Genomic DNA, 25,183 nt, shown 5'->3' with positions numbered 1-25,183 from the left:
TTCCAACGTGTAAGGATATTCCCCACGAAGGCTCATGTTGCTTAAGCAGCAGCCTTGTCCTCAACAGTAGACAAGATGCTCGCGATGTTGCTTGCAGGCGCGCCAATGGCACCGGCGATGTTGGAAGCTGGCGCTCCGATACAGCCCACGATGGAAGCGATAAGCTCCTCGCGAGATGGCATCGCAGCAACGGCTTTCACACCGGCGACGTCCAGTGCTGTCTCGCCCATAGCACCGCCGAGGATCTCCAGCTTGGAGTTCTCTTTGGAATACTTCTCGACGACCTTGGCCGCAGCCACAGGGTCCTCAGAGTAAGCGAGTACAGTCATGCCATTGAGATAGTCAGCAATGCTTGCGCAGGGCTTACCCTCAAGGGCGATCTTGGCGAGCTTGTTTTTGGCAACGCGAACAGACCCTTCAGCCGCACCCATTTGAGTACGCAGGTCTTGCATTTCAGCAACCGTGAGACCTTCGTAGCGGCAAACCACTACGACGCCAGAGCTGTCAAAGATTTGGCCGAGCTCTTCGACCAACTGTTCTTTTTGTGCTCTATCCACAGTTTTCTCCAAATTTGGGGGTTTCCCCCCGGCTCAGTTTGACCCGCCCCCATTTTGGGTTTGGGCCGTTCGGGTCCAATTTCAGGGTCCCGAGGCCAGATCACCCGAGGCAACCCTCGGAAATTTGTCTCGTTCCCCATCTCAGGAAGGATTTATAGCTCTTTCGAACCACCCTCCGTCTCGGACAGGATGGGGCCAAATCAGCGGCCCCATCATTTGGCAGGTTGCCCCACCAAATTAGTTTCCGGCAGCGTTATCCACGTTGACGGTTACGCCAGGGCCCATTGTCGAGCTCACAGCGATAGATTTCATATAGGCGCCTTTTGTGCCCGATGGCTTGGCCTTTGCAACCGCATCAACGAATGCGCGGATGTTTTGAACCAGTGCCTCTTCGGAGAAGGACGCTTTGCCAACACCAGCGTGAACCACACCAGCTTTTTCAACTTTGAACTGAACTTCGCCGCCTTTTGCTGCTTTCACAGCGTCAGCTACGTCCATAGTCACGGTACCAACGCGTGGGTTTGGCATCAGGTTACGTGGGCCAAGCACCTTACCAAGACGGCCAACAACGCCCATCATGTCAGGAGTCGCAATGCAGCGATCGAATTCGATCTTGCCGCCCTGAACGACTTCCATCAGGTCTTCTGCACCAACGATATCCGCACCAGCTTCTTTTGCTTCGTCAGCCTTCGGGCCACGAGCAAATACAGCAACACGAACAGTTTTACCTGTGCCGTTTGGCAGACCAACAACGCCGCGAACCATTTGGTCAGCGTGGCGTGGGTCAACACCAAGGTTCATCGCAATCTCGACAGTTTCGTCGAATTTTGCAGTAGCGGCGGATTTAACCAGAGCAACAGCTTCTTCAACTGTTACGTCGGCTTTACCAGCAAATGCTTCGCGAGCAGCGGCTGTACGTTTTCCAAGCTTCGCCATGATTATTTTACCTCGATGCCCATGGAACGCGCAGAACCCATGATGATCTGCATAGCAGCATCGATGTCGTTTGCGTTCAGGTCTTTCATTTTGGCTTCTGCAATTTCGCGAACTTGCTTCGCAGAAACAGTACCAACGGTCTCACGGCTAGGTGTTTTCGCACCGGAAGTGATCTTCGCAGCCTTCTTCAGGAAGTAAGACGCCGGAGGAGTCTTGATATCCATAGTGAAGGATTTGTCTTGGTAATAAGTGATCACGGTCGGGCATGGCGCACCAGGCTCAAGATCCTGCGTCTTGGCGTTAAACGCCTTACAGAATTCCATGATGTTGATGCCGCGCTGACCCAGTGCAGGACCGACGGGGGGGCTTGGGTTGGCTTTACCTGCAGGAACCTGCAGCTTCATAGTGCCAGCAATCTTCTTGGCCATCTGGCCTCTCCTTCTTCAACTTCGACGAAACGCGTTTCGCCGTCTTTGGTTGTGTGGTCCGGATTGCCAAGCGCGCTCGGCTCCCCTCCCACATTGATGCGCAAGCCACAGCCCGCGCGACGCACACTAGGCTTCTTTCGAAACCTGCGTGAATTCCAACTCGACCGGCGTTGCCCGGCCAAAAATGCTTACAGTCACCTTCAGGCGGCTGTTTTCTTCGTCCACTTCCTCGACCATGCCGTCGAACCCTTCGAACGGACCGTCGGTAACCTGTACCTTTTCGCCAGTTTCGAAGTGAATAAGCGTACGTGGCGCTTCAAGACCTTCCTCAACACGGTTGAGAATTTGGTTCACTTCAGCGTCGCGCATCGGCATCGGACGCCCCTGCGGGCCGAGGAAACCAGTCACGCGGTTGATCGACGTCACAAGGTGATATCCTTCGTCGCTCATCTCCATACGGATCAGAACATAGCCCGGCATAAAGCGGCGCTCGGTTGTCACTTTCTTGCCGCGACGCACCTCGATAATCTCTTCGGTCGGAACAAGAACTTCCTCGATCTGATCCTCAAGACCGGCTTCTTCAGCTGCATGTTTAATTGCTTCGGCGATCTTTTTCTCGAAGTTCGAGAGTACGCTCACCGAATACCAGCGCTTTGCCATCTTGCTTCAGTCCTTGTCTCAACCTCGGGCAGAACCCGAAAAGGTGTATAAATTCCAAACGGTTAGATCACTCCAACCCAGAACAAAAAACAGCGCGCAACCCGAATCGCTGCACGCCCTCTTTGATGTTGCCGCTTGGATTAGCCCCGAAAGCCACGGAATTCAACCCAATAGCGGCGAATTCCTTAGCCGAAAAAGCTCAGCCCGTATTGCAGCAACGAACGGATCGAAAGATCAACCAACGAGAAGAAGGTCGCAAACAACGCCGCCATTACAAATACCATAGCTGTTGTCAAAGCCACTTCACGGCGTGTCGGCCAGGTGATTTTTGACCCTTCCGAACGGACCTGTTGAATAAACTGAAGCGGGTTTGTGCGTTTTGCTGCCATCGTGCTGCCTTTTAACCATTCGCCATATGCGACCACGGGGATATATGCCATTGCCCGGACCTTGGCAAGGCGGGCAAGGGATGTTTCGGAAACCATACCGGAACTATGGCGTGATAAGCGTCACCTTTGGCAATTCGCAAATGCGGTCGATATCTTCTTCATACGCTTCAGCAGATGCCGCCAGTTCCGTCTCGCTCCAAGGGGCAAACTTTGGATTCTCGTCCGAAATTGGAAAATCATCTCGGATACTTTTGGCTATCGCGGAACGATTAGAGCAGCCATCATCTTTCTCAGGAGTATATGACAGGATCTCGTCTACAGCGCGCTGCGAAAGGCCGAGGTTTGACCGCTTAGAGATCACATCAAACCGAGAGATCAGTTCATCGCTTCCTGCCATTAAGCTCATCACTTTGCGATGAACATCTTTATAATCTTCATACCGCCAAACGTAAATTTGCTCGATTCCCTCAATCTTCGAAAACCGCTCAATTACGTCAGCCCATAACGGCCCAAAACAATCAATTTTCGTCGCATAGTTTCGGAAACTAATCCCAACCCCAGCCTTCAATTTTTGGGCATATTGAGAGGCAATGTGATCTGCGATCATCCGCGTAGAGAAGTAGAGATTTACCGGTGTTTCCGGGATGCACTTCGCGAATTCTCTCAGCCACATATCTGATCGTGGGTACAACCTGCCGCTCAATTCCTTCTCCGGTCGCACATACGGCCCGATGAGGTTCTCTTCGGAGATTATTACCCGTTCATATTCGCCAATCATTGCCGGCATGTTCAGTTTCTGCGAGTCTTGGACTTTGCGTCGCTCTGACTCACCCGTCGATCGCCCTCCTCGATTACCGTCACTTAAGCTTGACGGAATCTTTAGACCCAGCCGTTCACTAAACTGGATTGAGTCATCACGAAGCTCTTTCGGTCCATAGAACTTAGCGCCGGCGCTTAGGAGCAGATCATTGTTCTTTTTGAACGTTTGCTGAAGATGAGTCGTTGCCGTTTTATGAGCACCGACATGCAAGCTCAATTCACAGAGGTGCGTTGAATTGGTTGAGGTCATCCCATCACCCTCGGCTTTAAGGCGCGCTTAAGCGCAGCATCTCTTTCTATACCAGAAAAAGAACGAGCAACGATGTGGATGAAACCGGCTTTGGCAGGGGCTGAGGGACTCGAACCCACGACCCTCGGTTTTGGAGACCGATGCTCTACCAACTGAGCTAAACCCCTAAAGCCGTCGCAGGAAGTACGGCACCCTGCGACGGGAATCAAGAGCGATTTGCACCAATTGCGAAATCTCGCGTGCATTTCGTGTTTCATCTGGAGCGCGCTACATGTTTGAGCGCACTAATATCTGCGCCAGCAATCAAGTCATGGTGCTCCTCAATCAGTTCTACAGGCCAATTCCACCACTGAATCTCTAACAATTCTCTTATGGTATCGGCATCAAACCGCATTTTCACTACTTTGGCGGGGTTTCCGGCCGCAATCGCATAAGCAGGGACATCCTTTGTTACCACGGATCCGCTCGCGATGATTGCACCATCCCCGATTCTCACTCCGGGCATAATTTTAGCGTCCATACCGATCCAGACGTCGTTACCGACCACAGTATTTCCCTTGCCGGGAATCACATTCGCATATTGCATCATGGTTTCGGGATTGAACGTGAGAAACGGATAGGTCGAAAATCCACCCATAGGATGATTGGCAGAGGCCGTAATAAAACACGTGCCATGAGCGAACTGCCCGAACTTACCGACTTCGAGCCGCTCCGGTGCGCCAGGATATAGATAAGGCGCGATACGACCGGCCCAATCCTCGACCACCTCGAAATCCGAATAATATGTGTAATCACCAAACTTCATGTTGGGGTGGTCGATAACTTGGTTCAGGTAAACCAAGCTCTTTAGAACATCACCATTTGGTAAGGTTAGCGGGTAGGCACGATCAGCCTGAATGAAAGGACGTTTCATGAATATCTCTCTGTGATTGAAGTTAATATCTCAGATCAGATATTGTTCATGTCACCCTCCATCGTTCACGGCGATCTTATCGCAAGCCACAAAAAAGAAAAGGGCCGCCCGAAGGCAGCCCTCTCTATTAATATCAGAGCAAGCTTACTCTTTGATGGAGGACACAACGCCGGAGCCGACTGTGCGGCCGCCTTCGCGGATCGCGAAGCGGAGGCCTTCTTCCATCGCGATCGGTGCGATCAGTTCAACACCGAACTTCAGGTTGTCGCCTGGCATAACCATCTCTGTACCTGCTGGCAGTTCAACTGTGCCGGTCACGTCTGTGGTCCGGAAGTAGAACTGTGGGCGGTAGTTCGCGAAGAATGGTGTATGACGGCCACCTTCTTCTTTGGTCAGAATGTAAACTTCTGCTTCAAACTTGGTGTGCGGCTTAACCGAACCAGGCTTACAGAGAATCTGACCACGCTCAACGCCATCACGATCGATACCACGCAGAAGCGCACCGATGTTGTCGCCAGCTTCACCGCGGTCAAGCAGCTTGCGGAACATTTCAACACCTGTACAGGTTGTCTTCTGTGTATCTTTGATACCAACGATTTCGATCTCGTCGCCAACGTTCACAGCGCCACGCTCAACACGGCCAGTCACAACTGTACCACGACCAGAGATCGAGAATACGTCCTCGATTGGCATCAGGAATGGCTCATCAACAGCACGTGGTGGCTGTGGGATGTATGTGTCAACAGCTGTCATCAGCTCAGCAATCTTGTCTTTGCCGATCGCGTCGTCGCGGTCTTCAAGAGCAGCAAGAGCAGAACCTGCAATCACAGGAATGTCGTCGCCTGGGTAGCCGTACTCGTTCAGAAGCTCACGAACTTCCATTTCAACGAGCTCCAGAAGCTCTTCGTCGTCAACCTGGTCGACTTTGTTCATGAAGACAACCATGGCTGGGATACCAACCTGACGGCCGAGCAGGATGTGCTCACGTGTCTGTGGCATAGGGCCATCAGCCGCGTTCACAACGAGGATCGCGCCGTCCATTTGCGCCGCACCAGTGATCATGTTCTTCACGTAGTCAGCGTGACCTGGGCAGTCAACGTGCGCATAGTGACGATCAGCTGTCTCGTACTCAACGTGAGCTGTCGAGATGGTGATACCACGTGCTTTCTCTTCGGGCGCGCCGTCAATCTCGTCATACGCGCGGAAGTCACCAAACTGCTTGGTGATTGCAGCTGTCAATGTAGTCTTACCGTGGTCAACGTGGCCAATCGTGCCGATGTTGCAATGCGGTTTCGTACGCTCAAACTTTTCCTTAGCCATAACAGGGCCTCATGTTTGGGGGGTAGAAATGCACCCCGTTTTCATCGCGGGCTGATTAGGGCCCTCGCGGTCAAAATGCAAGCATTTCATACCGCTTCCTGCCCTATCTCGGCACGATGTGACTCGATTTCAACCACATGGAATTTGCTTGTGCTGAATTAGCGCCTGAAATCGGCGCTAACTCAGTTGAATTTATTGTCTCTTGGGAACCCGCGGGGGGCCATTCGACCTGCGCTTGCGCGTTTTCCACTCCACTCGGCGAGTTCGGTCTCGGTTCGGGTTCGCCCCGCAGGATCGAGCCAACTCAAACCCTGCTCCAATACGAATGTTGTCGCGTCCGAAAGCCCGCCGTCCTTGTATTTCTGAAGGCGCACACCTTTGCCGCGCCCCATTTCAGGAAGTTCCTCAATTGGGAACACAAGCACTTTGCGGTTTTCACCAACGGCGGCCACATGATCACCCTTAATCGGACGGCAAACCTTGGCCACCACATCGCCACGCACGTTCAGAACCTGTTTGCCGGTTCGGGTTTGCGCGACCACATCGTCTTCGGGAACTATGAAACCATCGCCCGCAGAAGAGGCCACCAACAGTTTCCGGCCCGGTTCGTGAATGAACAGATCTACGATCTCGCACTCATTTGGTAGATCAACCATCAATCGAAGCGGCTCGCCCATACCCCGCCCTCCAGGGAGCGTGCTGGCGCCCATGGTATAAAAGCGGCCATTGGTTCCAAGCAAAAGCAAGCGATCTGTCGTTTCGGCATGGAAGGCAAAGCGCGGCCCGTCGCCGTCTTTGAACTTCAATTCGCGATTTAGATCGATGTGGCCAGACATGGCGCGAATCCATCCCATTTGCGAACAGACCACAGTAATCGGCTCGCGCTCGATCATTGCTTCGATCGGAACGTCCTCGACTTCTCCAGCTTCTGCAAATTGGGTACGGCGCGCACCGCCTTCGTAATCACGACCGAATTTCTTCTTGGTCACTTTCATCTGCTCAGCGATGCGAGACCATTGCAGATCTTCATCCGCCAACAGCTCTTCAAGACCCTCACGCTCCTGAAGCAACTCGTCATGCTCTTTCTTCAGTTCGAGTTCTTCAAGCTTACGCAAGCTCCGCAGACGCATATTGAGGATTGCATCGGCCTGCACCTCGCTTAGCTCGAACTCGGCCATCATGACGGCGCGCGGATCATCTTCGTAGCGAATGATCTCGATAACGCGATCCAGATTGAGGAAGGCGACGATATAGCCCTCAAGCACTTCGAGCCGATGGTCGATTTTCTCTAGCCGGTGCTTACTGCGACGGATCAGAATCTCGCGGCGATGATCAAGGAAGGCGCGCAGGACTTCTTTCAAGCTGCAGACCTTCGGAGTCAGGCCATCAATCAGTACGTTCATGTTCATGCTGAACCGCACTTCAAGATCGCTGACCCGATACAACGTATTCATCAGAACATCAGGCACAACATTCTTGCTCTTTGGCTCCAGAATGATCCGAACGTCATCGGCACTTTCATCGCGTACATCGGCGAGAATTGGCACCTTCTTGTTCTGGATTACCTCGGCAAGCTTCTCGATCAGCTTGCTTTTCTGAACCTGATAAGGAATTTCAGTGACGACGATCTGCCATTGCCCACGGCCAAGCTCTTCGACCTCGTATTTACAGCGAAGGCGGAAAGAGCCGCGACCGGTTCTGTAGGTTTCAAGAATACTCTCGCGTGGCTCGACAATAATGCCGCCCGTCGGGAAATCAGGTCCTGGTACGAGATTGACCAGTGTATCATCCCGCGCATCCGGCGTTTTGATTAGGTGCAAACACGCATCACAGAGTTCGGCAATGTTATGTGGTGGAATATTTGTGGCCATACCCACGGCAATGCCGGAGGAGCCGTTCGCCAACAAATTCGGGTATGTTGCAGGAAGAACTTCCGGCTCTGTCAGGGTACCGTCATAGTTTTCGCGGAAGTTGACTGCGTTCTCGTTGAGCCCCTCAAGCAAAGCCTCGGCGGCGGCAGTCATTCGCGCTTCTGTGTATCGGCTCGCCGCGGGATTATCACCGTCGATGTTGCCGAAGTTCCCCTGCCCGTCCACCAACGGATAGCGCACGTTGAAATCCTGCGCCAAACGCGCCATCGCATCATAGATGGCAGCGTCACCATGCGGGTGGTAGTTCCCCATGACGTCGCCGGAAATCTTGGCCGACTTCCGGAAGCCGCCGTTGCTTGCCAGCTTCAATTCTCGCATCGCATAGAGAATACGGCGGTGAACCGGTTTCAGCCCGTCGCGCGCATCCGGCAAAGCACGGTGCATAATCGTCGATAGCGCATAAGTTAGATAGCGCTCGCCAATCGCGCGGCGCAGCGGCTCGGCAACTTCGTGAAGATCAATGTCGGAGGGGTCTGTTTCTTGGCTCATAGACCTGTGATAGCGCCCCCCTGTGCCGCGCACAAGAAACAAGGCGCAGCAGAGGTTGTTTTCCGCATCAAAATCCTCATTCTGTGGACCAAACAACAAGCAGGCAAACCATGAGCAAGAAATCCATCCTAATCACCGGATGCTCCTCGGGCATCGGATACGACGCGGCGCACGGGTTATCAGAGCGCGGATGGCGCGTTTTTGCGACATGTCGCCAAGAAACTGATTGCGAGCGTTTACGCCGCGAAGGGCTGGAAAGTTTCGTGCTTGATTATACAGACGAAGCCAGCATTGAGGACGCTCTTGCGGAATGCTTAAAACGCACAGGCGGGACGCTCGACGCACTTTACAATAACGGGGCGATCGCTGTTCCGGGAGCTGTTGAGGATATCCCACGAGATGCGCTGCGGTTGATCTTTGAGGTAAATCTGTTCGGATACCACGATCTGACAACACGGGTAATTAAGGTGATGCGCAAACAAGGACACGGGCGCATCATCAATTGTAGTTCAATCCTTGGATTTGCCCCGTTGCGCTGGCGCGGGGCTTACAACGCAACAAAACACGCGATGGAGGGCCTAACAGACACGTTGCGCCTCGAAATGCGCGGAACCCCGATCAAAATCATTCTTGTGGAGCCCGGCCCGATCACATCACGAATCCGCCAAAACTCTGTTGCCCATTTCGAACGTTTTGTTGACTGGAAAAACTCTGCGCGCGCCAAACAGTATGAAACACTGAAGAAACGGCTGTATGTTGAAAAATCAGGGCCCGACCCGTTTGAACTCCCTGCACGTGCTGTGACCAAAAAGCTTATCCACGCACTCGAAAGCCCGCGCCCCAAACCGCGGTACTATGTCACCACCCCAACCTATGTTGGCGGCTTCCTAAAGCGTGTCCTTTCGACGCGGCAACTCGACAAGATACTGGCAAAGCTCTAGACACCTTTGCAACGCGCCTCTGCTTTGGCGCGCATTATCTTTTGGCCAATTCGAGAAAACACCATGCTTCAAGACCCACTTTTCCTACTTGTCGTTGCCGCAGTTTTGTTGGTTCTTGTGGTGCTTGTCATCGGGATCCTCGGATTTGCTCGTGGCGGCGAATTCAATCGCAAACACGGCAATCGCATGATGCGCTATCGTGTGGCGGCTCAACTCTTGGCCGTCGTGCTAATTGTGATTTACGTTCTTCTACGACGGAGCGGAGGTTAACATGGTTGTCTTGAACAAAATCTACACCCGCACAGGTGACAAGGGCGAGACCGCGCTTGGCAATGGCGACCGTGTGGCAAAGTTTGACCCGCGCGTTGAAGCTTACGGGACGGTTGACGAAACGAATTCGATTGTCGGTTTGGCCCGCCTACACGCAACTGGCGAGGCGGCCGAAAAACTCGAACGCATTCAAAATGACCTTTTTGACCTTGGCGCAGACCTCTGCCGCCCTCAAAGCGAGCAAGACGCAGAAGCCGAGTATCCGCCGCTTCGGATGACAGATGCTCAAGTTGAGCGGCTTGAAACTGAAATCGACGAGATGAACAAAAACATACCGCCGCTCCGCAGTTTTATTTTGCCTGGAGGCTCGGCGCTCGCGGCACACCTGCATCATTGCCGTACGGTTTCGCGCCGAGCAGAGCGCCTCGCGGTGGCCCTCGACCAAGTCGAATCGATCAATCCCGCCGCTGTCAAATACCTGAACCGCCTTTCGGATTGGTTTTTTGTTGCCGCGCGCGCTGCCAACAACAACGGCGAAAATGACGTGCTTTGGGTTCCTGGCGCCAACCGTTAGCGCCTGACTTCATAAAAACGCGGCGTCGCAAAGGCGTTTCTGGTCGATTTTGCTCTATAATCCGATACGACTTCGGGCTAACACAATGCTTGAGAGCTTAACCCGGGTCGTATTTCGGCTCGAGAATTTATTAAGGAGCAACTTGCCATGAAGGTCTTAGTACCGGTCAAGCGTGTGATTGATTACAACGTAAAGGTGCGCGTCAAAGCTGACGGCACAGGCGTTGATCTTGCCAATGTCAAAATGTCGATGAACCCCTTTGACGAAATTGCCGTCGAAGAAGCGATCCGTCTCAAAGAAGCCGGAAAAGCCGACGAGGTTGTTGTTGTATCTATCGGCGTGAAAGATGCGCAAAAAGAACTACGCACTGCGCTCGCCATGGGTGCGGATCGTGCAATTCTTATTGTTGCCGCCGAAGACGCCACTGATGACATTGAACCACTCGCCGTTGCAAAGCTGCTTAAAGCCGTTATCGACGAAGAGCAGCCTGGCCTTGTGATCGCTGGCAAGCAAGCCATCGACAACGACATGAACGCGACGGGCCAAATGCTCGCTGCCCTTCTTGGCTGGCCCCAAGCAACTTTCGCAAGCGAAGTTGTGGTTGATGGCGACAGCGCCAACGTCACACGTGAAGTTGACGGCGGCCTACAGACCATCAAGGTCAAGCTCCCTGCAATCGTAACCGCAGACCTTCGTTTGAACGAGCCTCGTTACGCGAGCCTCCCCAACATCATGAAGGCCAAGAAAAAGCCGCTCGACGAGAAAACAGCTGCCGACTACGGCGTTGATACCTCGCCACGGCATTCGATCGTGAACACGGCCGTTCCTGCGGAACGTTCTGCCGGGATCATCGTTTCTGATGTTGAAGAGCTTGTTTCGAAACTCAAAGATGCGGGGGCCCTCTAATGTCTGTACTTATTCTTGCTGAAGTTCATGGCGACGAACTCGCGCTCGACGCGACATCCAAAGCTGTAACTGCCGCATCTTCACTAGGTGACATCACAGTACTTTGCGCTTCGTCAGGTTGTTCTGGCGCTGCTGAAGCTGCCGCGAAAATCGAAGGTGTGTCCAAGGTTCTATGCGCGGACGATGCTGCATATGGTCATGGCCTCGCCGAACCTGTTGCTGCGCTCGTTGTTTCTCTCGCCGAAGGATACACACACATCCTCGCACCAGCGACCGCAAGCGCCAAAAACATCTTGCCACGTGTTGCTGCACTTCTTGATGTGATGGTTCTTTCGGACGTTACTGCAATCGTTGACGCAGATACATTCGAGCGTCCGATTTATGCGGGCAATGCGGTTCAAACGGTGAAAACTTCGGACGCAACAAAAGTTGCAACAATCCGGACGTCCACTTTTGATGCAGCTGGCGAAGGTGGCTCCGCTTCAGTTGAGAAGATCGACGCTGTTGCCGATCCCGCTGTTTCGGAATGGGTTGAAGATAAAGTGGCTGAAAGCGACCGCCCAGAGCTGACAAGCGCAGGAGTTGTTGTTTCTGGTGGCCGTGGTGTCGGATCCGAAGAGGACTTCGCACTGATCGAGAAACTCGCCGACAAGCTCGGCGCGGCAGTTGGTGCATCGCGTGCCGCTGTTGACTCTGGTTACGCACCAAACGATTGGCAAGTTGGCCAAACAGGTAAGGTCGTTGCTCCGGAACTTTACATTGCGGTTGGCATTTCCGGCGCGATTCAGCACCTTGCAGGTATGAAAGACAGCAAGATCATCGTTGCAATCAACAAAGACGAGGAAGCACCGATTTTCCAAGTTGCGGATTTCGGCCTTGTCGCAGACCTCTTCGACGCGGTTCCTGCTCTGATCGACGCAGTCTAACCAAAACGAACATTTCTTTGGAGAAGCCCCGCCATAACGCGGGGCTTTTTCTTTTTGGGTCACATCATGCGCTTGAGTACGGGGGCCAAAGCTTGCGCGACTTCGGTATGGGCCTGAAGCCCCATCACCTCCTTCGCGACTGGTGCTTCCATCTCTGGGTAGACCATACCTTTCACTCCTGCCGTGCGCGCAGCATCTGAAAGCTGCACCTCAACCACCTCTGTACAGAACGGGCGCACAGCCTCGATCATCGAACGATCAATGAAAAGCGGATCAGGGCCAAGGTCCGTGTGTGTGTCTGGATTTGGGTTATCGACCCAAAGCAAGATCGTTTTGCCCTGTATCTTCTCAAACAAAAACTGCATCCGCGCGCGCCAAGCTGCCTTAAGCTCCTCTTCGACCAAGGCAAACCTATCGCTTGAAAGCGACTTCAAAGCTTGAAGCATGTGCCGCGTGAAATGGAACTCTGTAAAGTCGACATCGCGAAAGATGGTTTTCATCAAGGCGCTGGCTTTGAGAAAACGATCATTTCGGCGCGGATGAACAGCGTAGAACCGGTTTGACATATTCTGTGCCCCCATTGCCTGCACAACCGTCACACGCGACTTTGCGCAGGCTTCCAGAACAACAGGTTCATTCAGAAAAACGTCTGGCCCCGCGTTGACACAACCAAAATTCACCGTCTCAATTCCGAGCGCTTTTTCCACAAGGTTTGGAAACGGCTCCTCTACGAACTTGCCATATGTTTCTGTGCTGCCGATTGCAGCGATATATGCATTCTCCATTTTGCGCCGCGGTCCACGAAACAACAGTTTCGACTTGCCATAGCGGCACGGCAGATAATCAAGGGCTCCTTCACCCAGGTTTTCATAGGCCATTACACCCACCTCATATTTAGACTCACCCGAGGCTGAGGGTGCTGCAAAGCTCTTTCCAAAATGCTAATGCTAAAATTGTCTCTATTTGCAGAACCCATTCAAACGTTGAATGGCCCTTGCATCTGCGCCGCGCTGCGGCATAACATCCGCACGATTGGCACAAAGGAACTCGGACGATGGAAATCAGGAAAGTTGGCGTGATTGGCGCCGGGCAGATGGGAAACGGTATCGCCCATGTTTTTGCCGCCGCCGGCTATGAAGTTGTATTAACAGACATTTCCGAAGAGCAGTTGCAAGCAGCGGTTAACACAATCCAGTCTAATCTTGATCGTCAGGTGAGCCGCGAAAAAATCTCGCAAGAGACCCGTGACGCCGCGATGAGCAATATCACAACAACATTAAACATTGCCGACCTTGGCGAAACTGATCTCGTGATTGAAGCGGCGACAGAGCGTGAAGATATTAAGGTTCAAATTTTCGCAAGTTTGTTGCCTCACCTAAAGCCTGAAACGATCCTAACGTCGAATACCTCATCGATCTCGATCACGCGACTTGCCAGCGGCACGGACCGCCCCGAAAAGTTCATGGGGTTCCACTTCATGAATCCGGTTCCGATCATGCAGTTGGTCGAACTGATCCGTGGTATCGCAACCGACGAGGAAACCTACCAAGCTTGCCTTGGTGTTGTTGAAAAACTCGGGAAAACGGCAGCGTCAGCCGAGGACTTCCCTGCCTTCATCGTGAATCGCATTTTGATGCCGATGATCAACGAAGCCGTTTATACGCTCTATGAAGGTGTCGGATCGGTCGCGTCCATTGATAGCTCCCTCAAGCTTGGCGCGAACCATCCTATGGGTCCACTAGAGTTGGCCGATTTCATCGGGCTTGATACGTGTCTCGCCATTATGAACGTGCTTCATGACGGGCTTGCCGACACCAAATATCGCCCCTGCCCGCTCCTAACCAAATACGTAGAGGCCGGATGGCTTGGCCGCAAAACACAGCGCGGTTTCTATGATTATCGCGGGGAAACGCCGGTTCCGACCCGATAGAACGGGCTAAAACTCTTCGCCAAACTTGTCGGCAACAAGCGCTTCGAGCGCGTCGGCAAGTTTTTCGGCATCATTGCCAGAGGTTGTGACTTCGATCGAAGAGCCCTTAGCGGCGGCGAGCATCAACAAACCCATAATGGAATCGCCGGATGCGCTCATGCCGTCTTTTGAAACTTCGGCGCGCGCGTCAAATTCCTCGACAACTTCGACGAGTTTGGCTGACGCACGTGCATGCAGCCCTTTTTCGTTAACGATCGGAAACGTTCTTGAAATGCTCATAATGCCTAATTTGTTGGACTTGCGTCAAAACTATTAATGTATTTTCGGCCTGCCTGCATAGCGCAATCGACTGCGTTCTGCACCGAACTCGTTCTGCACTTTGCAAGTTTCACAAGCATAGGCAAATTCGCACCGTACAGAATTTTACGGTTTTTCGGGCTACAGGCTTTTAAGGAAAGGTTCGACGGAGAACCACCGAAAAGGTCGGTCACGACGATGACGCCATCACCCGTATCGACCGCATCCGCAGCTTCACAAATTTCACATTGTTTATCGCCACGGTCACAATCATCCTCGATTGCAATCGCGCGAATGCCTTCTTGCTTGCCGACAACATGTTCGACAGCCGATTTATACTCTTTGGCTAAACCGCCATGAGCGACGATCACAATTCCGATCACGCCAGCTTTCCCGTACTTAGGTCTGGCGATGCCACCGCCCGACGTTCCATTTCCCGATGTCTAATTGACACCTGCCAACCGCCCTCTGCAAGCGCATTCGCGAGTTTTTCCGTAACAGTGACGCTACGGTGTTGCCCTCCGGTACACCCGAAGCCAATTGAAAAATGCGTTTTGCCCTCTTCGATATAGGCAGGCAGCAGCATTTCGCAAAGCTCACGAATCTTCACAAAGAATGCATCGAAGCGCTCGTCTTCTTCGACATAGCTTGCCACACGCGCATCTCGGCCATCCAAACTGCGCAGCGACTCGTCCCAATAAGGATTGCGCAAGAAGCGCACGTCAAAGATCATATCGATCCCGCGCGGCACGCCCCGTTTGTAGGAAAAGCTGTGAATTGAGACAGCGAGTTTCTGACCTGATTTCGGCGCAAACCACTGTTCCACTTCAGCACGTAGATCGTGGGGCGAAAACTCAGTGGTATCGATAAGCACATCCGCCCGAACAAGGATCGGCTTCAAGAGATCAAATTCGCGCTCAATCCCAATACCCGGCTCCTCTGCTGGCGCAAGTGGATGCCTCCGACGCGTTTCCGAGAAACGGCGGATTAGCGTGTTTTTGCTGCAGTCCAGATAGAGAACCTCGCAAGACACATCATCGCGCGATGCCAGTGTTTCAATAAGCTCGATCAGGCCGCTCGCGCTGAAATCCCTGTTCCGCGCATCGATGCCCAAGGCCAGTGGCACACTGTGCGCAGCTCCTTCCAGCAAGCGTGGAACCAAAGATAGAGGCAAATTGTCAATCGCCTCGTACCCTGCGTCCTCGAGTGCGTTGATCGCTGTCGAACGCCCAGCGCCAGACGGGCCGGTCACCAGAACAACCCGTAAGTTATTTTGATGCGCAGTGGCGTCAGTTGAAGATGAAGTAGTGCTGTTCAATCGGATCTACCGTTCAAGAGAATCTGTGTGAGTGCGATTGCAAGGTGATCACCCTTAATGCGATGATACAAGGGGGCTTTTTGGCCAAGGTACTCGATTGTTCGAAATGGCGGTAATCGCTCGCTTTCTTCCGTATCGAGATCAACAAACAAAGAAACCGTCGCACGCTCCGTGAATTCCGCGTTTACGATCCCAATTCCCCTGACTTCGATCTTGCCACGCTGAGCCTCTGGCGCTGCTGCGACAAGTGTCTCTCCCGCGCATCTTAAGAACACGCCATCATCGGCAACGAGCTTTGCGCCCTGTCCGATCATTTGAAGCGCCAATGTCGACTTACCGCTTCCAGATGCCCCGAGGATCACCGCAGCTTTACCATTCAACGCAACACAACTTGCATGCAGATATTCTTGCTCACTCATGGGAGCACACGCATGGATGGCTTAAAGCGGTAGACCAACGACAAAACGCGCACCAAGTGGCTCTGAGGTGATGTCAGCGTCTGTTGGGCGAATGTTCTCGGCCCAGATTACGCCACCATGTGCTTCGACGATCTGTTTGGAAATCGCCAACCCTAAACCGGAGTTATTACCGAATTGACCAGGGGGACGTTCGGAATAGAACCGTTGGAAAATCTTCTGCAAGGCTTGGTCCGGAATACCGGGGCCCGTATCTTCAACCACAATCAGAACACGGTTCTCACGCTGCCGTGCCCAAACGCGGATTGCATCACCGTTGTCACAAAACGAAATCGCGTTGGTCACAAGGTTCACAAAGACCTGCGCAAGTCGCGCTTCTAGGCCTTGCAGATAAATTGGTTGGTTCGGCAAATCGGAGATGAACTCAACGCCTTTGCTTTTGGCATCACTCCCTAGATAGTCGGTAATATTGGAGAGCATATGCAGAAGATCAAAGCGCTCTTCTTCCTCACGCACCAACTCGCTATCAAGACGCGATGCGTTGGAAATATCACTCACCAAACGATCAAGCCGCCGAACGTCGTGATCGATGACATCAAGCAGTTTCTCGCGCTGATCATCACGCTTTGCAACGCGAAGCGTGCCCACTGCGGAACGCAGAGAAGCCAGCGGGTTCTTGATCTCATGGGCGACATCAGCGGCAAACTGCTCGTTGCCCTCAATACGGTCATAGAGTGCCGTCACCATCCCACGCAGCGCGCCAGAGAGCCGTCCGATCTCGTCCGGTCTGGCCGTCAGATCAGGAATACGAACACGGTTCGGGCTCATCTTGCGAGCGTTCTTGTCGCGGCCAAGCTCGGCAGCAGCGGCAAGATCAGAGAGTGGATTTGCGATGGTGGAAGCCAATACAAGGCTGAGGCCAACAGACACAAGTATCGCGATTACGAACATCTGCAAGACCTGTTCGCGCTCGCTCCGCACGAGGAAGTCAATCTCACCCTCAGCGCTCGTTATCGCAACCGCACCAATTTGCACACCGTTCACAATAACTGGCGACGCCACGGCGAATATAGCTCCGCCATCCGCATCATAACCGGTGTGAACCTGTGTTCCCTCGGTGGTTTTGGCGGCAAGATTGCTTGCCATATCAGAGATGGACCCTTGTACACCGACCTCAGGCCCTTCACCGAATACACCCGATAAAGTTTCCCATGCCGAATTCAGGAAATCCGTAATCATCGTGCTGCGCTGCTTGGCTTCGAGGTTTGCCAAAGCGGCATTTTCCGGCCGTTCACGCCCCTCGGTGCTTGCAATCAGACGCCCCTGGGTATCAAACGCATAGGCCTCTACACCTTGAGGAAGCGCGAGAGACTGCAGCGTCTTCGAAATATCAATGGCATTGGGAACATTCGTCTGATCTGAAAATTGCGCTTGGAAAACATTGGCAATCAATTGGGACTCAACGATCAACCCTTTTTCACGTTGCAGAACGAGACTGTCGCGAAACGGATTCAAATACAGAACGCCGGCAACAAGGATAACCAGCGCCAACAAATTGAAGGTGATGATTTTCCGCGCCAATGGCGAACGATTAAGCGCAACGATGTTCCGTCTGCGGCGGCTTGCTCGCAACTCGGACTCAACACTACTGCTTGGACCGTCCCAATCTTCGCCGAGGACGACGTTCGCCTCTTTTGCCATTACTGAATCGCGCACACCATTACCAATACTTGAGGGCTACTACTCTTCGTTATACCTGTAGCCAATACCATAGAGCGTTTCGATCGCAGAGAAGTCGTCATCCGCGGTCCGCATCTTTTTACGCAAACGTTTAATGTGGCTGTCGATGGTTCGGTCATCCACATAGACCTGATCATCATAAGCCACGTCCATCAGTTGATCACGGCTTTTTACAAAACCGGGACGCTGAGCCAAAGCTTGCAGCAACAAAAACTCTGTCACTGTAAGCGATACATCCTTGCCCTTCCACGACACCGCGTGCCGCAACGGGTCCATCCGAAGTTCACCGCGCTCGATGACTTTGGTTTCTTCTGTTTCAGCAATGGCCTCTCCGGCAATTGCATCCTGACGACGAAGCAGCGCGCGGATCCGCTCAACAAGCAAGCGCTGCGAGAACGGTTTCTTAACATAATCATCCGCACCCATCCGCAGACCGAGGACTTCGTCAATCTCGTCATCCTTGGACGTCAGGAAAATGACGGGCATTTTCGTTTTCTGACGCAGGCGCTGAAGCAGGTCCATGCCATCCATACGCGGCATTTTGATATCAAGAACAGCCATGTCCGGAAGCCGCTTGTTAAAAGCGTCTAGTGCGGATTGACCGTCGTTATATGTCTCAACTTCAAAACCCTCGGCTTCGAGGGTCATTGCAACCGACGTCAGGATATTCCTGTCATCGTCGACCAAAGCGATCTTCGACATGGATTTTTCCTCTTATTGTTATGACTGCCCAATTTTTCAGCCATTGTCCTTAAGTCAGTTCACCGAATCAACAACTAACTGCGAATCGCTTCTCGGGTTTGAAAGACAATGTGCCCCAAAAGGCATAAGTTTTCACATCTGGCCGTGCATTATCGGAAACTTTGGCGACAATGCTTGCGCTAACGTTGAACTGTTTGCGCAAACTGCGCGTATCCGCACGGTTCAAATCTTCTAAAGCTATGATAAGTTGGTCAAATCAGTCGGGCCCACGACTGGTACGCGAAACTGGCCCTTCGCGTTTAATAAGAGATTGCGTGCCGCGCGGACACGGCACGAGGAGCTTGATTATGACACACGGTTGTGTGAACCCTTCCTTCACTTTGGAATCCCAAGGAATTTCCGACCTTGGAAACATCTACTACAACTTCCTAGAACCTGCCCTTGTCGAAGCTTCGCTGAAGCGCGGCGAAGGTACGCTCGGCCAAGGCGGCACATTGCTCGTCTCGACCGGAAAGCACACAGGTCGTTCTCCCAAGGACAAATTCGTCGTGCGCACACCAAGCGTCGATGAGAACATCTGGTGGGACAACAACGGAGCAATGGAACCAGAGAAGTTCGACATTCTTTACGCCGACATTCTGGAGCACATGAAGGGCGGCGACTATTTCGTTCAAGACCTTTTCGGTGGCGCAGATGCGAGCCAACGTCTTGATGTGCGTGTTGTGACAGAGCTCGCGTGGCACGGATTATTCATTCGTCACCTCCTACGCCGCCCAGAGCTTGATGAGCTGGAGGATTTCGTACCCGAGTTCACAATCATCAACTGCCCGAGCTTCAAGGCCGACCCTGAGCGCCATGGATGCCGGAGCGAAACCGTCATCACGATGAACTTTGACAAGAAACTCATCCTGATTGCGGGTACGGAATATGCGGGTGAAAACAAGAAATCCGTCTTCTCGCTCCTGAACTATCTGCTGCCTGACAAAGGCATCATGCCGATGCACTGCTCAGCCAACCACGCACCGGGCAATCCGGTCGATACAGCAATTTTCTTCGGTCTTTCAGGCACGGGGAAAACGACGCTTTCCGCAGACCCGGCGCGCGTCCTGATTGGCGATGACGAGCATGGCTGGTCTGATCGCGGCACCTTCAACTTCGAAGGCGGGTGCTATGCGAAAACGATCAACCTGTCGGCCGAGGCCGAGCCGGAAATCTTTGAAACGACAAAGAAATTCGGAACCGTGATCGAGAATATGGTCTTTGATCCGCATACTAAGGAACTGGACTTCAAAGACGATAGTCTTACCGCAAACATGCGCTGTGCGTATCCGCTGGAGTATATTTCGAACGCCTCGCAAAGCGCGCTTGGCGGCCATCCGAAAAACATCATCATGCTGACATGTGATGCGTTCGGTGTGCTTCCTCCGATCAGTCGCCTGACGCCTGCACAGGCCATGTATCACTTCCTGTCCGGCTTCACGTCGAAGGTCGCGGGTACAGAGCGCGGCGTTACCGAGCCGGAGCCCACATTCTCAACCTGTTTCGGCGCCCCCTTCATGCCACGCCGCCCCGAGGTTTACGGCAACCTACTGCGCGACAAAATTGCGAAGCACGGCGCAACCTGCTGGCTTGTGAACACCGGCTGGACCGGCGGCGCATACGGAACTGGCTCGCGGATGCCGATCAAGGCGACACGTGCTTTGCTCACCGCGGCGCTTGATGGTTCCCTGAATAAAGCGGTCTTCCGCAAAGACCCGAACTTCGGTTTTGATGTTCCGGTTTCTGTTGACGGCGTCGCGGACATTCTTCTTGATCCTCGCCGTACATGGGATAACCCCGAAGCCTATGATCGTCAGGCTGAAAAGCTTGTCACAATGTTCTCGGAGAACTTTGCCCAATACGAAGATCACATTGACGAGGACGTACGCGCTGCAGCTATCGGCTAACGCATACCGAATTGTAGAGAGAAACGAGAAACGCCCCACCAGTTGGTTGGGGCGTTTTTCTATCCGATCAAACCACGACGCACCAAGTTCAATCCTGCGATCATCAAAACAAAAAGCGTTACCTTTTTGAATTTAGCTTGATCGAGGCGATCCTGAACCTTCACGCCTACCCACATCCCAATCATCGCGGGGACTAGCATAAGAGCGGAGAATGGCGCTGACTCAGCGTTAAACACCCCCGACTTGATATGCGCCAGAAGAAGCGCAACAGCCCCTAGGCCATAGATCACGCCTTGTATGCGAATTTGCTCGCGCTTTTCGGTGTTCAGAGCTGTGAGATAGGCGACTGTCGGCGGGCCCCAAACGCCAGACAATCCTCCAACAAACCCTGCAAAGCTTCCGATAATAATTTCGGCCCTGCGCTTGTGCTCCGGCCTAATCTGCAAGGTCCACCCCATGATTTGGGTAACAGAAAAGAGTGTGATGGGCGCTCCGATCAATATGAACAGGAGCTTCTGCGGCAAGATACTTACGAGTTGCGCACTGCCCAGAATGAACACCAAGACCAGCCCGAGATAGAGACGATACTTCTTGGCCGACTCCAGAGCCGAACCGAATCCCTGCCGCAATGCTTGCGCAGCATTTGTAACAACAGTCGGCAAGATCAAGGCAGCCAAAGCCGCCTCTGCGCTTAAGATTGATGCAAGGCCGGAGATCATAATCATCGGCATTGCAAAGCCGGTAGCACCCTTAACAAACCCGGCGATAACCGTGATTAAGCAAGCAAAAACAAAGGGTAAAAAACCTAACTCTGGAAAGAAGGACAGCATAGATTATCTCCGTTGGCCCCACGTTATACGCCGATTAAAAGCGCAAGCCACCACAAAACGAGAAGGTTATAAAATGAGGCAAACTTATCTCTGAACGAATTTTTGTTGCGCTGCGACTGCGAAGTGGTTATTGAGGTTTCAGCCAAACAGCGAGGGTGCCATGCCACACGACGGACAAGATATGTTTAACCAAGCCGCGACTCCCGTACTCCCAAACCTGCTTTCTCTTACTGCCGAAAGCATCGTCGCCGTCGATGCGCTTCTCGCTGAAGCAAAGGAAAACTTGCGCAAAAAGCTGAGCAAGGACGGGCGTATTGATGCGGCCCTCCTTGAAGAGCATCAATACGCAGCCCATGCGCTATCTTGGTTCGCGACGTATCAGGTCGCGCTCACACAGTTGCACCACTGGGCCGAAAAACTTGTTGCTGACAATGGCTTTACCGAAATTGAACAATTGATCCTCCAGATCGGCTTTGGCGAGTACCTTTGCCAAATCGCAGGAGGCATACCTATGAGCCAAGGAGAGACCGCCCGATTGCAGGACATCGGCATTTCTCCATCGGCTTTGAGCGCGCCCGCTGTTGAGCGCCTGATGGCCCAAGGCAACTCCTCAGCGGCGCGCACCCAATTGGTCGAGCTTATGCAAGCCAACCATGGCCACGCCACATTCGGCGCCACGGCGCTTGATGAGGATCTGGAAATGATCCGCGACCAATTCCGCCGCTTTGCGGATGAGCGCGTCGCTCCGAATGCGCATGAATGGCACCTCAAGGATGAACTCATTCCAATGGCGATCATTGAGGAAATGGCCGAGCTAGGCGTGTTTGGCCTAACCATCCCAGAGGAATACGGTGGCTTTGGCCTGTCTAAAGCTTCGATGTGCGTCGTCTCCGAAGAATTATCTCGCGGTTATATTGGCGTTGGAAGCCTCGGCACGCGGAGCGAGATTGCCGCGGAATTGATCCTGTGCGGAGGCACTGAGGAGCAGAAACAAAGCTGGCTTCCCCGTATCGCTTCGGGCGAGACACTACCCACCGCCGTGTTTACCGAACCAAACACCGGAAGCGACCTCGGTAGCCTGCGGACCCGTGCAATTCGCGAAGGTGAAACCTATTCGATCACCGGCAATAAAACGTGGATCACTCATGCCGCCCGCACAAACGTCATGACACTCCTTGCCCGCACTGACCCGGACAACGGCGATCACAAAGGTCTCTCGATGTTCTTGGCAGAAAAAGAGCCGGCAACCGAAACCGAAGATTTCCCTAGCGCTGGGATGACCGGCGGCGAGATAGAGGTGCTTGGCTATCGCGGCATGAAGGAATACGAGCTGGCTTTCGACGGCTTCAAGGTGGATGCAGAGAACCTCCTGGGCGGAGAAGAGGGTAAAGGCTTTAAACAGCTCATGCAGACCTTCGAAAGCGCGCGCATCCAAACTGCCGCACGTGCGATTGGCGTGGCCCAAAACGCCCTAGAGGTCGGGATGCAATACGCCATAGACCGAAAGCAATTCGGCAAGAGCCTCATAAATTTCCCACGCGTTGGCGGAAAACTAGCGATGATGGCCGTCGAAATCATGATCGCCCGTCAGCTAAGCTATCACGCCGCCGCTGAGAAGGATAACGACAGGCGCTGTGACTTAGAGGCCGGAATGGCAAAGCTTCTGGGCGCACGCGTCGCGTGGGCGGCTGCGGACAATGCGTTGCAAATCCATGGTGGCAACGGCTTTGCGCTTGAGTATCAGATCAGCCGCATCCTCTGTGACGCACGTATCCTGAATATCTTTGAAGGTGCTGCTGAAATTCAAGCTCAGGTGATCGCACGCAGGCTCTTAGGCTAGAGCTTATAACGCAAACAGCTTCGGATCAGCATCCGCAGGCCGGCTCGCTGCTCTTCCTTCAGGTCTGAAAGCAAAACCGCACGATTGCCCTCATAAACAAAGGCATCGGGGAAAAGGCTTTGGAAATCATGAACGACCGTAGTTTGGCAATGAACGAAAACGGCGGCTTCTCCTGTCTTTGCAACACCAAGGCGCAACGGTGTGCCGGTGTTTGCGCGTGTCGGTACATACGATGGCTGCCCCCACTTCAGCGTTTCAGACACTTCGCCAACTTCAGTATCCGCATGAGCCTCAGAGAATAGCACCTCCCGAACCGCAAGTAGAGTTGGCCGCACACCAGCGGGAAACCCAGCGAATACAGCAGCGATTTCGGGAGATTGGAATGGCGGCTCAGGTTTGGTCATGCAGCTAGTTTTGGCCTCAGTTGGCCGCACGTCAACCATTCGCGTCGCCTAAAATGAAAAAGCCCGCTTCAAATGAGCGGGCTTTTCCTTGGATTTTGTTTAGGCTTAGCCTTGAGCGAACTCAGGATAGGCTTCCATGCCAAGCTCGGCTTGGTCGAGGCCAGTGATTTCGTCTTCTTCGCTAACGCGGATGCCCACTGTCTTAGCAAGGATGAACCACAGGATACCGGAAGCAACCACTGTGAATACGCCAACCACTACGATCGAGTAGAGCTGTGTACCGAGCGAAGCGTCAGGGTTTGTGAAGACAACAGCAATTGTGCCCCAGATACCTGCGATAAGGTGTACAGGGATCGCACCCACAACATCGTCGATTTTAAGCTTGTCGAGCATTGGAACCGCGAACACCACGATCACACCACCAACAGCACCGATCAGCGTCGCACCACCAAGAGTTGGAGTCAGCGGCTCGGCTGTGATCGACACGAGACCAGCAAGTGCACCGTTCAGTACCATTGTAAGGTCAGGCTTCTTGTAGAGGAACTGTGTCAGCAGCAGCGCTGTGATCAGACCACCAGCAGCAGCAGCGTTCGTGTTGGAGAAGATGCGCGATACATCGGCAACATCACCTACGGAACCCATTGCAAGCTGCGAGCCACCGTTAAATCCGAACCAGCCCATCCAGAGGATGAATGTTCCGAGCGTAGCGAGTGTCAGGTTGGAACCCATCATCGGGATAGTTTTGCCGTCTTTGTACTTGCCGATACGTGGTCCGAGGATCAGCGCACCAGTTAGAGCAGCCCAGCCACCAACGGAGTGAACAACTGTGGAACCGGCGAAATCAAGGAAGCCAGCTTCGTCGAGGAAACCACCGCCCCACTTCCAGGAAGCCTGGATTGGGTAGATAACTGCTGTGAGAACGATCGTGAAGATCAGGAATGGCCACAGTTTGATACGCTCAGCGAGAGTACCGGAAACGATGGACGCAGTCGCCGCACAGAACATCAGCTGGAAGAAGAAGTCAGAACCGGTCGCGGCATAGCCGTAATCGTCTGCCTCTTCGGCTGTTACGCCAACAGCTTCAAGCACGCCAGGGCCGAAGACACCTGAGAGGACGCCGTCAACCGACCATGTACCAAGTGGGTACATGAGGTTGTAACCGATGAGGTAATAGAAGATCGCAGCGAGACCAAAGAGGCCCATGTTCTTGGTGAGCTGCATTGCAACGTTCTTGGAGCGCACGAGGCCCGCTTCAAGCATCGCAAAGCCAGCGGCCATCCAGAATACAAGGAAACCGCCAATGAGGAACAACAGCGAGTTGAGGATAAAGACGGAGTCTGTTGGCACGGCAACAGCAACCTCAGCGTCTTGTGCAAAGCCAGCGAGCGGCAGAAGTGCAGCGGTCGCGCTTAGCGGGATGAGTTTAGTAAGTTTCATGTCTTTCGTCCTTT

The 25,183-nt window shown here is 53.2% G+C and carries 27 protein-coding genes and 1 tRNA gene; 8 read left to right on the top strand and 20 right to left on the bottom strand.

Annotation, left to right across the window (positions count from 1 at the left end; all coding sequences use genetic code 11):
- Window positions 1-41: 41 nt before the first annotated feature.
- The 10 genes from rplJ to parC form a co-directional block, all read right to left on the bottom strand.
- Entirely contained in the window at window positions 42-557 is a 516-nt protein-coding gene (gene rplJ / locus OU789_RS00680; protein ID WP_263955022.1) for a 50S ribosomal protein L10, read from the bottom strand.
- A gap of 237 nt (window positions 558-794) precedes the next feature.
- Window positions 795-1,493, bottom strand: coding sequence for a 50S ribosomal protein L1 (rplA, locus tag OU789_RS00675; RefSeq protein ID WP_263955021.1), 699 nt, complete (start codon window positions 1,491-1,493; stop codon window positions 795-797).
- Between the two features lie 2 nt (window positions 1,494-1,495).
- Window positions 1,496-1,921 (bottom strand): 50S ribosomal protein L11, encoded by a 426-nt coding sequence (gene rplK / locus OU789_RS00670; protein WP_263955020.1) that lies wholly within the window; start codon window positions 1,919-1,921, stop codon window positions 1,496-1,498.
- A 126-nt stretch (window positions 1,922-2,047) separates the two neighbouring features.
- Window positions 2,048-2,581, bottom strand: coding sequence for a transcription termination/antitermination protein NusG (nusG, locus tag OU789_RS00665; RefSeq protein WP_263955019.1), 534 nt, complete (start codon window positions 2,579-2,581; stop codon window positions 2,048-2,050).
- Between the two features lie 185 nt (window positions 2,582-2,766).
- Window positions 2,767-2,970: a preprotein translocase subunit SecE gene (gene secE / locus OU789_RS00660; protein WP_263955030.1), complete on the bottom strand. Its 204-nt coding sequence runs from the start codon at window positions 2,968-2,970 to the stop codon at window positions 2,767-2,769.
- Between the two features lie 103 nt (window positions 2,971-3,073).
- Window positions 3,074-4,039: a hypothetical protein gene (locus OU789_RS00655; RefSeq protein WP_274652418.1), complete on the bottom strand. Its 966-nt coding sequence runs from the start codon at window positions 4,037-4,039 to the stop codon at window positions 3,074-3,076.
- A gap of 91 nt (window positions 4,040-4,130) precedes the next feature.
- Window positions 4,131-4,206 (bottom strand) — tRNA-Trp (locus OU789_RS00650).
- A gap of 86 nt (window positions 4,207-4,292) precedes the next feature.
- Window positions 4,293-4,952 (bottom strand): CatB-related O-acetyltransferase, encoded by a 660-nt coding sequence (locus OU789_RS00645; protein WP_274652416.1) that lies wholly within the window; start codon window positions 4,950-4,952, stop codon window positions 4,293-4,295.
- A 144-nt stretch (window positions 4,953-5,096) separates the two neighbouring features.
- Window positions 5,097-6,272 (bottom strand): elongation factor Tu, encoded by a 1,176-nt coding sequence (tuf, locus tag OU789_RS00640; protein ID WP_274652414.1) that lies wholly within the window; start codon window positions 6,270-6,272, stop codon window positions 5,097-5,099.
- Window positions 6,273-6,454: 182 nt separating this feature from the next.
- Complete coding sequence (gene parC, locus OU789_RS00635) at window positions 6,455-8,692, bottom strand: DNA topoisomerase IV subunit A (RefSeq protein ID WP_274652413.1); 2,238 nt, start codon at window positions 8,690-8,692, stop codon at window positions 6,455-6,457.
- Between the two features lie 110 nt (window positions 8,693-8,802).
- On the opposite strand from parC, the gene OU789_RS00630 reads away from it, so the two are divergent.
- From OU789_RS00630 to OU789_RS00610, 5 genes are all read left to right on the top strand, one after another.
- On the top strand, window positions 8,803-9,633 hold the full coding sequence (locus OU789_RS00630) for an SDR family NAD(P)-dependent oxidoreductase (protein WP_274652411.1): 831 nt from the start codon (window positions 8,803-8,805) through the stop codon (window positions 9,631-9,633).
- A gap of 63 nt (window positions 9,634-9,696) precedes the next feature.
- Window positions 9,697-9,903 (top strand): twin transmembrane helix small protein, encoded by a 207-nt coding sequence (locus OU789_RS00625; protein WP_263954876.1) that lies wholly within the window; start codon window positions 9,697-9,699, stop codon window positions 9,901-9,903.
- 1 nt (window position 9,904) lies between these two features.
- Entirely contained in the window at window positions 9,905-10,477 is a 573-nt protein-coding gene (locus tag OU789_RS00620) for a cob(I)yrinic acid a,c-diamide adenosyltransferase (protein ID WP_274652408.1), read from the top strand.
- Between the two features lie 147 nt (window positions 10,478-10,624).
- On the top strand, window positions 10,625-11,383 hold the full coding sequence (locus tag OU789_RS00615) for an electron transfer flavoprotein subunit beta/FixA family protein (RefSeq protein WP_274652406.1): 759 nt from the start codon (window positions 10,625-10,627) through the stop codon (window positions 11,381-11,383).
- The gene (locus OU789_RS00610; protein WP_274652404.1) at window positions 11,383-12,309 is read left to right on the top strand and encodes an electron transfer flavoprotein subunit alpha/FixB family protein; all 927 of its coding nucleotides are present in this window, start codon (window positions 11,383-11,385) and stop codon (window positions 12,307-12,309) included. Before OU789_RS00615 ends, OU789_RS00610 begins: the two co-directional genes overlap by 1 nt.
- 59 nt (window positions 12,310-12,368) lie before the next feature.
- Here OU789_RS00610 and OU789_RS00605 read toward each other — a convergent pair whose 3' ends face one another.
- Window positions 12,369-13,187, bottom strand: coding sequence for a DUF6473 family protein (locus OU789_RS00605; protein WP_274652402.1), 819 nt, complete (start codon window positions 13,185-13,187; stop codon window positions 12,369-12,371).
- A 176-nt stretch (window positions 13,188-13,363) separates the two neighbouring features.
- Between OU789_RS00605 and OU789_RS00600 the strand changes: the two genes are divergently transcribed.
- Window positions 13,364-14,239: a 3-hydroxybutyryl-CoA dehydrogenase gene (locus OU789_RS00600; protein WP_274652400.1), complete on the top strand. Its 876-nt coding sequence runs from the start codon at window positions 13,364-13,366 to the stop codon at window positions 14,237-14,239.
- A gap of 6 nt (window positions 14,240-14,245) precedes the next feature.
- Here the strand turns inward: OU789_RS00600 and OU789_RS00595 are convergent, their stop codons facing one another.
- Genes OU789_RS00595 through OU789_RS00570 form a run of 6 tightly spaced genes read right to left on the bottom strand, consistent with a single transcriptional unit; the run spans window position 14,246 to window position 18,712 of the window.
- Window positions 14,246-14,518: an HPr family phosphocarrier protein gene (locus OU789_RS00595; protein WP_263954870.1), complete on the bottom strand. Its 273-nt coding sequence runs from the start codon at window positions 14,516-14,518 to the stop codon at window positions 14,246-14,248.
- A gap of 5 nt (window positions 14,519-14,523) precedes the next feature.
- Window positions 14,524-14,919 carry a PTS sugar transporter subunit IIA gene (locus OU789_RS00590; RefSeq protein WP_263954869.1) on the bottom strand — a complete coding sequence of 132 codons (396 nt, stop codon included), beginning with the start codon at window positions 14,917-14,919 and terminating at the stop codon, window positions 14,524-14,526.
- Window positions 14,916-15,854, bottom strand: a complete 939-nt coding sequence (gene rapZ, locus OU789_RS00585) for an RNase adapter RapZ (protein ID WP_274652397.1) — start codon at window positions 15,852-15,854, stop codon at window positions 14,916-14,918. Before rapZ ends, OU789_RS00590 begins: the two co-directional genes overlap by 4 nt.
- Window positions 15,851-16,273: an HPr kinase/phosphorylase gene (locus OU789_RS00580; protein ID WP_274652395.1), complete on the bottom strand. Its 423-nt coding sequence runs from the start codon at window positions 16,271-16,273 to the stop codon at window positions 15,851-15,853. Before OU789_RS00580 ends, rapZ begins: the two co-directional genes overlap by 4 nt.
- 21 nt (window positions 16,274-16,294) lie before the next feature.
- Window positions 16,295-17,971 carry a sensor histidine kinase gene (locus OU789_RS00575; protein ID WP_274654478.1) on the bottom strand — a complete coding sequence of 559 codons (1,677 nt, stop codon included), beginning with the start codon at window positions 17,969-17,971 and terminating at the stop codon, window positions 16,295-16,297.
- Between the two features lie 39 nt (window positions 17,972-18,010).
- Window positions 18,011-18,712, bottom strand: coding sequence for a response regulator transcription factor (locus tag OU789_RS00570; RefSeq protein WP_263954866.1), 702 nt, complete (start codon window positions 18,710-18,712; stop codon window positions 18,011-18,013).
- A 347-nt stretch (window positions 18,713-19,059) separates the two neighbouring features.
- On the opposite strand from OU789_RS00570, the gene OU789_RS00565 reads away from it, so the two are divergent.
- Complete coding sequence (locus tag OU789_RS00565; RefSeq protein ID WP_274652393.1) at window positions 19,060-20,658, top strand: phosphoenolpyruvate carboxykinase; 1,599 nt, start codon at window positions 19,060-19,062, stop codon at window positions 20,656-20,658.
- Window positions 20,659-20,717: 59 nt separating this feature from the next.
- Here OU789_RS00565 and OU789_RS00560 read toward each other — a convergent pair whose 3' ends face one another.
- Window positions 20,718-21,488, bottom strand: a complete 771-nt coding sequence (locus OU789_RS00560; protein WP_274652391.1) for a sulfite exporter TauE/SafE family protein — start codon at window positions 21,486-21,488, stop codon at window positions 20,718-20,720.
- A gap of 160 nt (window positions 21,489-21,648) precedes the next feature.
- On the opposite strand from OU789_RS00560, the gene OU789_RS00555 reads away from it, so the two are divergent.
- Window positions 21,649-23,328: an acyl-CoA dehydrogenase family protein gene (locus OU789_RS00555; protein WP_274652389.1), complete on the top strand. Its 1,680-nt coding sequence runs from the start codon at window positions 21,649-21,651 to the stop codon at window positions 23,326-23,328.
- On the opposite strand, the gene OU789_RS00550 is transcribed toward OU789_RS00555, so the two are convergent.
- Both OU789_RS00550 and OU789_RS00545 read right to left on the bottom strand, forming a co-directional pair.
- Window positions 23,325-23,732, bottom strand: coding sequence for a DUF1801 domain-containing protein (locus tag OU789_RS00550; protein WP_274652387.1), 408 nt, complete (start codon window positions 23,730-23,732; stop codon window positions 23,325-23,327). The two genes, OU789_RS00555 and OU789_RS00550, sit on opposite strands and share 4 nt — an antisense overlap.
- 105 nt (window positions 23,733-23,837) lie before the next feature.
- On the bottom strand, window positions 23,838-25,169 hold the full coding sequence (locus tag OU789_RS00545) for an ammonium transporter (RefSeq protein WP_263954861.1): 1,332 nt from the start codon (window positions 25,167-25,169) through the stop codon (window positions 23,838-23,840).
- Between the last annotated feature and the right edge of the window lie 14 nt (window positions 25,170-25,183).

It is taken from the genome of Halocynthiibacter sp. C4 (assembly GCF_028823805.1).
Classification (GTDB): Bacteria; Pseudomonadota; Alphaproteobacteria; order Rhodobacterales; family Rhodobacteraceae; genus Falsihalocynthiibacter; species Falsihalocynthiibacter halioticoli.
Note: the sequence above shows the minus strand (reverse complement) of the source record. Positions and strands in the feature narration are given on the sequence as shown.